Consider the following 7,037-nt stretch of genomic DNA (forward strand, 5'->3'; position numbering starts at 1 on the left):
GTTGTCCACAGATCCCCAGCTTGGCCTGTGGGCCCTGTGGGTAACAGGGATGTTATCCACAAGTCCACAGGCACCCATGCCCCTCACAGGCTCGCAACCACCCACAAATTGTCCCGAAGAGCCATAAATATAAAGAGAAGTTTAAGTAAATATTAAAGAGAAGTTTAAGTAAACATAAAGAGAGTTTTCATGGCCAACAAGTCCAAACGCCCCCACAAGCGGGTCAAAAAAACGGTTGTCGATGCGGTTGCACACATCCACGCCTCCTTCAACAACACCATCATCACCATTACCGACAAGCAGGGGAACACGCTGGCCTGGGCGACGGCCGGGGCGAGCGGCTTTCGGGGCTCGCGCAAGAGCACCCCGTTCGCGGCCCAGGTGGCGGCCGAGAAGGTCACGGCGGCCGTGCAGGAGTTCGGGATCCAGAGCCTCGATGTGTTCGTCAAGGGCCCCGGTCCGGGAAGGGAATCGGCGGTGCGGGCCCTCAACGGGTCGGGATTCAAGGTGACGAACATCACCGACGCGACGCCCATCCCCCACAATGGCTGCCGCCCGCCGAAGCGGCGCCGCGTTTAGGCAGGACCACCATGGCCAAGTACACTGGACCGAAATGCAAGCAGAGCCGCCGCCACGGCGTCGATCTCTTCTTAAAGAGCCGGGCGCGTCCCCTGGAGTCCAAATGCCACTGGGAAAAGGCGCCCGGGCAGCACGGGGAGACTCGCCAGCGCCGGGTGTCGGATTATGCGTTGCAACTGCGTGAAAAGCAGAAGCTCCGTTTCACCTATGGTGTCCTGGAACGACAGTTTCGCCGCTATTACGAGCAGGCGGCGCGGCGCAAGGGCGGGACCGGGGAAAACCTGCTCAAGATCCTGGAATCGCGCCTCGACAACGTCACCTATCGCATGGGCTTCGGGTGCACGCGCGCCGAGGCCCGGCAGCTGGTCGGGCATAAGGGGATCACGGTCAACGGCAAGGTGGTGAGCATCCCCTCCTATCAGGTCCGCGCCAACGACATCGTGGCCGTTCGCCAGAAGAGCCAGAAGCAGGTCCGGATACAGGATGCCTTGACCGTCGCCGAGCAGTACGGGTTTCCGGATTGGGTCGATGTGGACGCCAAGAAGATGCAAGGGGTCTTGAAATACGTACCCGAGCGTGGCGATCTGCCCCCGGATATCAACGAGTCCCTCGTCGTGGCCCTGTATTCCAAGTAGCCGAGCGGAGGATCGCAATGTTGGCGAACCCAACGAATTTATTGAGCCCGCATCAGATCGAGGTGCAGAGCATCGGACCGCGGTGCGCCCGCATCACGCTCGAGCCCCTGGACCGCGGTTTCGGCCATACCCTGGGAAACGCCCTGCGCCGGGTCCTGTTGTCTTCCCTCCCGGGCTGCGCGGTGACCGAGGTCACGATCGAAAACGTCCTGCACGAATACACGACCATCCCCGGCGTGCAGGAGGACGTCACGGATATCCTGTTGAACCTCAAGGGCATCGCCATACGCATGCACGCGAAAGACGAGGCCGTCCTGACCCTCAACAAGAAAGGCAGTGGCGCCGTCCTGGCGGGTGACGTGACCCTCGACCACGACGTCGAGATCGTCAACCCAGGCCACCACATCGCGACCTTGATGGAGTCCGGTGAGCTGCACCTGACCCTCAAGCTGACGCGCAGCCGTGGCTACGCCCCGGCCACGATTGGCGCGAGCGCCGGCGAGGAAGGACAGGAACGTACCATCGGCCGTTTGAGATTGGACGCCTCGTTCAGCCCGGTCCGGCGCGTGGCCTACGAGGTCCAGAATGCGCGTGTCGAACAGCGCACGGACCTCGACAAGCTCATCATGGAGGTCGAGACCAATGGGGCCATGGAGCCGCAGAAGGCCATCCGGGATGCCGCTCATATCCTGCAAGGGCAACTAGCGGTGTTCCTGGACCTGGCCGGGGCCGAGCCTTTACAGGTCACGGCGCGAGAGCTGGACCTCGATCCCATCCTGTTGCGTTCCATCGACGACCTGGAGCTCACCGTGCGTTCCGCCAATTGTCTCAAGGCCGAGAACATCTATTTTGTAGGGGACCTGATCCAGCGCACCGAGGTGGAGCTCATGAGGACCCCCAACCTCGGCAAGAAATCGCTGACGGAGATCAAAGGCGTTCTCGCCACGCGCGGTCTCTCGCTGGGGATGCGGCTCACCAACTGGCCGCCGCCGGGGCTACACCGGCAGGATCAGCAGGTCCAGGCTTAGGTTGGGGGGATCCCCATGCGCCATTTGAATAGCGGGCGGCAGCTCAGCCGCGACAGCAGCCATCGCAAGGCGACGCTGCAGAGCATGGCGGTGTCACTGTTTCGGTACGAGGCCATCAAGACCACCCTGCCCAAGGCCAAGGAGCTGCGGCGGACCGCCGAGCCCTTGATCACACTCGCGAAGCAAGACAGCGTCGCCAAGCGCCGGCTGGCCTTCGCGCGGCTGCGCGACCAGGAGGTGGTGGCCAAGTTGTTCCGCGAGCTCGGACCGCGCTACCGGGAGCGGCCCGGTGGCTATCTCCGCATCTTGAAATGCGGCTTTCGCCCGGGGGATCGGGCGCCCATGGCCTTCGTGGAGCTGGTCGACCGCCCGCGCGAGGACAGCGGTAACAAAGGGGGGCAGGCCGCGCCGGCCCGAACCTGAGGGCGTGGACCCGCGCGCCGTCGAGGCCCTTCACGGGCGCGATTCCGTGAGCGGGACCGAGGACGATGGGCCTGTATCCCAGTGGTTCCAGTCGTAGACGATCGGTTCGAACAGCAACGGGTTGTCGCACCGCAGCCCGGCGACCGGGCCGCGCGCCATGTTGCCGACGATGGCACCGCCCGGAAGGTCTGTGGCGACGCGCCCAGGTAGACGGCGGCGAGCAGCGAGCCCTTGATCCCGTTAGTTCGCGATCATCACGCCATCGATGGGTCGGAGCACCGGGCGGATCGAGATCCCGGCGGCGTTCTTGGCGGGCACCGTCCACAGCAGATCGTTGTCACTGACGGTCACGTTCTCGACCGACTCGATGGTGATGCCGCCGCCCCGCGGTGTCGTTTGTCATCACGTTCCCCGAGATCACGAGCCGGCCCGGCGACTGCCCGGACTGGTGGAGGAGGCGGATCGCACTTCCGGCGAACCCTGACCCCCCGGATCGAGTTGTTCGAGATCACGACACGCTCGAGGGAGTTCCCGGAGTTGATCACGCCGTAGCCGCTCTCCATCGTGGCGGCGAACGTATTACCGGGGATCGTCGCGTCGCTCGCGCGGTACAGTTCGATCCCGCGGCCCTCGAACACATTGTCCGAGACGACTACGCGGGCCGTCGGCCCGCCGCGCCGGTGAGCGGGGCGGTGCTCTGGCCGGCAAGCCGAGATGGGTGAGGATCTTGGCAATCAAGACGACCGCGTACTATCGCGTGCCGCAGCGCGTGTATACTGCCGCCCGTGCGGGAGCGGCTAACGACATCGATGTTTGCCTACTTGTACGAGAAGCGTAATGATTACCGGGACCTCCTCTTCGAGAACCGGTTCGCGTATCGCTATCTCCTGCCGCTCTACAACAAGCATGTGTTGGTGCCGCAGAAGACCGGGCGGGAGAACCAGATCCGTGAGAGTCCGCTGGCGCACGAGTGGCTCGACGGCCTGAAGGGCGTCGAGGTAGGGCCGTGTCGGAGACCAACCCGTTCGGGCTGGCGACGCGAGACATCGGGCGGCGTGACAAGAACTACGAGCGCGAGCAGCTCGAGCGGGTGGGGGTGCTTCTCGCATCTTCATATCGAGTCGAGGGCGGATGAGGTTCCGCTGCCGGATGGCGCGGTGGATTTCGTGCTCTCGTCGCATGTGATCGAACACTGCGTGGACCCGATCAAGGCCGCTCCTCGAGTGGTTTCGCATTACCCGGATCGGCGGGATCGTCTTCATGATCGCGCCGCACCGCACCGCGGCGCTCTGTGACGTCGGACGGCCCCTCACCACATGGGAGCAGCCGGTCGAGAACTACCGCGGGCGCGTGACCGAGGCGCAGCGGGCCGAGCAGGGCGTGCCCGGCCACTGTGCCATTACCACGTCTTCGCGCCGGAGGGCATGAAGTCGTTCATCGAGAAGATCTTCGGCAGCTCGCTCGTGCTGGTCGATGAGCAAGAGCGCAACGACAAGGTAGGCAACGGGTTCACGCTGGTGTACCGCAAGGGCGCGGGACGCCGGCGTTCCGCTGATGAAGCGCTGGAGCAGGCGGTCGTTGTCGTTCCCGTCTACAAGGAGGCGCTCACCACGGAGGAGCGGCTCTCGTTCAAGCAGTGTCCACGCGTCGTCGCCGGCCACCCGATCAGCTGATTCGCCTGTTGCTCGACGCCTACCGCCCCGGGCACAACGGCCGGGCGGGGGGATAAGAATCTCGGCTACGTGCGCGCACACGATGCGCTCGAAGATGGTACAGATCGAACCTTCCGAAACCCACGCCGCGCCTACCGGGGAAACGCAGCGTTCGACACACTAAACTCCCCGCAACTGGTGTCTCAAAGTTGTTGACACATTCCGGTCCTCCCCAAGGCCGCATTCGTATCTTGTGAACAATGAAAGAGCTTTCTACGCAATACGAGAGGCCCAAGCTTCACAACCGGGAGATGCTCGCGGTCCTGTTTGCGGTACTCGCGAGCATCGTCTACCTGCGATTGAGTCAGCTCGGCGGACGGCTGGCGGAAGATCTCACGTACGACGATGTTGTGTATGCGAACGATGCGGCGGAACGGCTTTTGTTAGGCGCCGACGGCGGCCTGCTCGCTTTTTTTCGCAGTTTCGTCGAGAACCCGCCGCACAGTCCCTTCGCCACGCTGTTGGCAATCGCTGCGTTCGCGATCGGTGGCCTCAACGATCTGGCGCTGTACGCCTCCAACACGCTGGTCCTGGCGGGCGTTGCCGCCTTTCTCGCGTACGAACTGAGAAATTCCCGGAACGCGGTGGTTTTTCTGGTTGTCGCGATCGTGCTGCTCTCGCCTCTCGCTTATCACAGCATTCATGACTTTCGACCCGACATTCCCCTCGGGTTCGCGACTGCTGCAATGGTCTGGTGGTTCTGGGGAGGCGTTTTCGGAGCGAATCGAAGGCTGTTCCGGAGGGCAGGGTATCTACTCGGTGCCTGCCTCCTCATAAAGCCGTCTTTTTTTGCGGCCACGATTGCCATCGCCTTGTTTTCGGCAGGGGCGGCCGGTGCCATGGAACTCCTCCGGCGGCGCGGCTTCCTATCGAAGCCTGCGATCGACCTGCACCATCTGCTTCAGTTTTTGGGCGCCGGCATGCTGATCGCCGCCCCGTATTTCGCGTTGACCTGGCCCGAGACCTTTCGGTATTTCTGGGACAACACCCGCGGAAACCAAGCCGACATCTGGTCGTTTTCGAAAGACCTGGGCTTGTTCGATCTCTTCGAAACTTTCCTGTGGGACCGTGATTTCACCTTTCGAGTGCTCGGTTTCCACCTTATATTTTCGGCCGCCGCCCTCGTCGTTTGCATGCCCGCGCTGATCACGCGCGGTGCCGGAGCGGCGGCCGCCCGAATCTCCGCGGTATGCGTTACCGCTTTCGTTTCACTTAGCATCATCGTCTTCGGCAGGCATAAGAACGACTTCTTTCTCTCGTCCTTTCAATTCATGGTTTTGTTTGCCGCCGTGTTTGCGATCGCCGAGCTCGACCAGCAGCTGAACCGTGCGGCAAGGGTCGCGCTGATGGGCGCCGCCATCGCCGGCTTTTCGATCGTCATCTGGTTGAACGCGACGCTCACCCATTGGCACCGATCGACGGACGCCAGGATCGGCAGCAGCTGGAACCAGAAGATAATCGCCCAGATCCGGCAGCATCAGGCTCACGTCGGAGCGGCGGATGCTAAGGCCAAACCGGCCGAGGTGTACGTCTCGTTCGCCGGCGCGGTGAGTTCATCTAGCTTGCGCTGGCTAGGGATACGGGATGGCTTCCCGGTGAATGCCTCGGACGAGCATCGTTCGTCCGACCCCGAAGTCGCGAAGACTTTCGCGCGGCGCGCCGATTATGTCGTGGTCCCCAACCCGTTAACAGCGGACTACGCCCGCTCGCTTCCGAGCGGCTTGATACAAACTTCTTTTCTGACTTGGCTAGCCGGGGATTCCGGATTCACGCTTATTTCGTCGGCTACCTCGGCGGCACACTATTTCGTTTTCGCGAAACTAGCGCCCTCCGCCGCCTTCGAGCCCACGCTCAGGGTCGACGGGATTCCGCTTCTGGACGGTTTCCGTCTTGAGGAGGGACCCTATCCGCAATGGGCGTTTCCCCGCGTGCGCTGGATGCACAAGCCCGAAGGGCGGCTGTGCGTGCTTGCCGGACCGGCCGCTCCGCGCAGGATCAAATTCAGGTTTCGCTCGGAGGGCGAGGGCCGACTCGAAGTCGCGGATCAGGACGGCCAAAAGCTGGCTGTGGCGGCAGCGCGTCCGGGAGAATTCATCGATCTCGAGTTCACGTATCCAGCGCGGAAGCCGAACATCTGCCTGAGCCTTTCGGCGAAAATGGTTGCCCCGGCCGACCCGGATCGGCTGCTCTTGTTTTCCAAACTTGAAGTTCGGAGCGAATGATGGATGAATCCGAAGTCGATGCCTTCGCCGACGAGTATCGGGCGATGCACGCGGCGAACATCAAGCTGTCCGGAGAAGCCCCGGAATTCTTCGCCGAATACAAGATCAGATGCCACCCAGGCTACCCTTTAGGCGCATTGGTTAACCAATCCAAAGGAGAGCGAAGATGAATCGAGTGGCCCTACAGAGTAAAGATAACACAGTGGAGCAGAAGTTGTACATGGCGATGGAGTTGAGCGACAAGCAATGGAAACTAGTGTTTAGTGATGGGGGTGAGAAGCGGCGGCATGAGACGATCGAGGCGGGACACTGTATGGAGTTGGTCGAAGCGATCAGGAAGGCCAAGGAGAAATTCGACCTCTCGTCCGAGGCAAAGGTGGTGAGCTGTTACGAGGCGGGCCGCGATGGCTTCTGGTTGCACCGTTACTTGGTAACTCT

At 62.2% G+C, this 7,037-nt stretch carries 8 protein-coding genes and 1 pseudogene; all 9 read left to right on the forward strand.

Features of this window, described 5'->3' with window-relative positions:
• The first annotated feature begins 189 nt into the window (after window positions 1-189).
• Window positions 190-579, forward strand: a complete 390-nt coding sequence (gene rpsK, locus M3461_23355) for a 30S ribosomal protein S11 (protein ID MDQ3777077.1) — start codon at window positions 190-192, stop codon at window positions 577-579.
• Between the two features lie 11 nt (window positions 580-590).
• A complete protein-coding gene (gene rpsD / locus M3461_23360; GenBank protein MDQ3777078.1) occupies window positions 591-1,214 on the forward strand; it encodes a 30S ribosomal protein S4 in 624 nt (207 codons plus the stop codon).
• 17 nt (window positions 1,215-1,231) lie between these two features.
• Window positions 1,232-2,242, forward strand: coding sequence for a DNA-directed RNA polymerase subunit alpha (gene rpoA / locus M3461_23365; protein MDQ3777079.1), 1,011 nt, complete (start codon window positions 1,232-1,234; stop codon window positions 2,240-2,242).
• 15 nt (window positions 2,243-2,257) lie between these two features.
• A complete protein-coding gene (gene rplQ / locus M3461_23370; GenBank protein ID MDQ3777080.1) occupies window positions 2,258-2,665 on the forward strand; it encodes a 50S ribosomal protein L17 in 408 nt (135 codons plus the stop codon).
• Window positions 2,666-3,474: 809 nt separating this feature from the next.
• Entirely contained in the window at window positions 3,475-3,960 is a 486-nt protein-coding gene (locus M3461_23375) for a class I SAM-dependent methyltransferase (GenBank protein MDQ3777081.1), read from the forward strand.
• Window positions 3,961-4,089: 129 nt separating this feature from the next.
• Complete coding sequence (locus tag M3461_23380) at window positions 4,090-4,338, forward strand: hypothetical protein (protein ID MDQ3777082.1); 249 nt, start codon at window positions 4,090-4,092, stop codon at window positions 4,336-4,338.
• A 290-nt stretch (window positions 4,339-4,628) separates the two neighbouring features.
• Complete coding sequence (locus M3461_23385) at window positions 4,629-6,599, forward strand: hypothetical protein (protein MDQ3777083.1); 1,971 nt, start codon at window positions 4,629-4,631, stop codon at window positions 6,597-6,599.
• Window positions 6,599-6,706, forward strand: a pseudogene (locus M3461_23390) (class I SAM-dependent methyltransferase). Before M3461_23385 ends, M3461_23390 begins: the two are co-directional and overlap by 1 nt.
• 59 nt (window positions 6,707-6,765) lie before the next feature.
• The coding region (locus tag M3461_23395; protein MDQ3777084.1) for an IS110 family transposase at window positions 6,766-7,037 on the forward strand (272 nt) is incomplete at its 3' end.

Source organism: Pseudomonadota bacterium (genome assembly GCA_030860485.1).
Lineage (GTDB): Bacteria > Pseudomonadota > Gammaproteobacteria > JACCXJ01 > JACCXJ01 > JACCXJ01.

What these genes read in the sequence shown, in the direction of transcription:
- M3461_23375 (MDQ3777081.1), top strand. Translation starts at nt 3,475, where the DNA reads ATGTTTGCCTACTTGTACGAGAAGCGTAATGATTACCGGGACCTCCTC.
- rpoA (MDQ3777079.1), top strand. Translation starts at nt 1,232, where the DNA reads ATGTTGGCGAACCCAACGAATTTATTGAGCCCGCATCAGATCGAGGTG.
- rpsD (MDQ3777078.1), top strand. Translation starts at nt 591, where the DNA reads ATGGCCAAGTACACTGGACCGAAATGCAAGCAGAGCCGCCGCCACGGC.
- M3461_23385 (MDQ3777083.1), top strand. Translation starts at nt 4,629, where the DNA reads ATGCTCGCGGTCCTGTTTGCGGTACTCGCGAGCATCGTCTACCTGCGA.
- M3461_23380 (MDQ3777082.1), top strand. Translation starts at nt 4,090, where the DNA reads ATGAAGTCGTTCATCGAGAAGATCTTCGGCAGCTCGCTCGTGCTGGTC.
- rpsK (MDQ3777077.1), top strand. Translation starts at nt 190, where the DNA reads ATGGCCAACAAGTCCAAACGCCCCCACAAGCGGGTCAAAAAAACGGTT.
- rplQ (MDQ3777080.1), top strand. Translation starts at nt 2,258, where the DNA reads ATGCGCCATTTGAATAGCGGGCGGCAGCTCAGCCGCGACAGCAGCCAT.